1 protein-coding gene is annotated in these 256 nt (G+C 42.6%); it reads left to right on the top strand.

The genetic code is table 11. The annotated features are described in order from the left end of the window. Positions 1 to 38 precede the first annotated feature (38 nt). A partial coding sequence (locus tag AAEY83_RS16695; protein WP_351060874.1) for a DEAD/DEAH box helicase occupies positions 39 to 256 on the top strand: 218 nt, incomplete at its 3' end.

The raw sequence follows: 256 nt of genomic DNA, 5'->3' as shown, positions 1-256 counted from the left end.
CAACTGGCTAGTTTAGCCTTATTTAAAAGAGAGTTTATATGAGTTTTGAAGGTTTAGGTTTATCACAGTCTTTAGTTAATGCGGTTTTAGAGAAGGGCTATGAAACGCCAACGCCAATTCAGGCTCAAGCAATTCCGGCGATTATTGAGCGTCGTGATGTGATGGCAGCAGCGCAAACAGGAACAGGTAAAACAGCGGGTTTTACACTGCCACTTATTGAGCGTTTGTCTAGCGGTCCTAAAGCTAAAAGTAACCA

This window comes from Psychrobacter sp. TB20-MNA-CIBAN-0197, assembly GCF_040309765.1.
GTDB classification, from domain to species: Bacteria; Pseudomonadota; Gammaproteobacteria; order Pseudomonadales; family Moraxellaceae; genus Psychrobacter; species Psychrobacter submarinus.
This window is presented reverse-complemented; position numbering and strand designations above follow the sequence as displayed.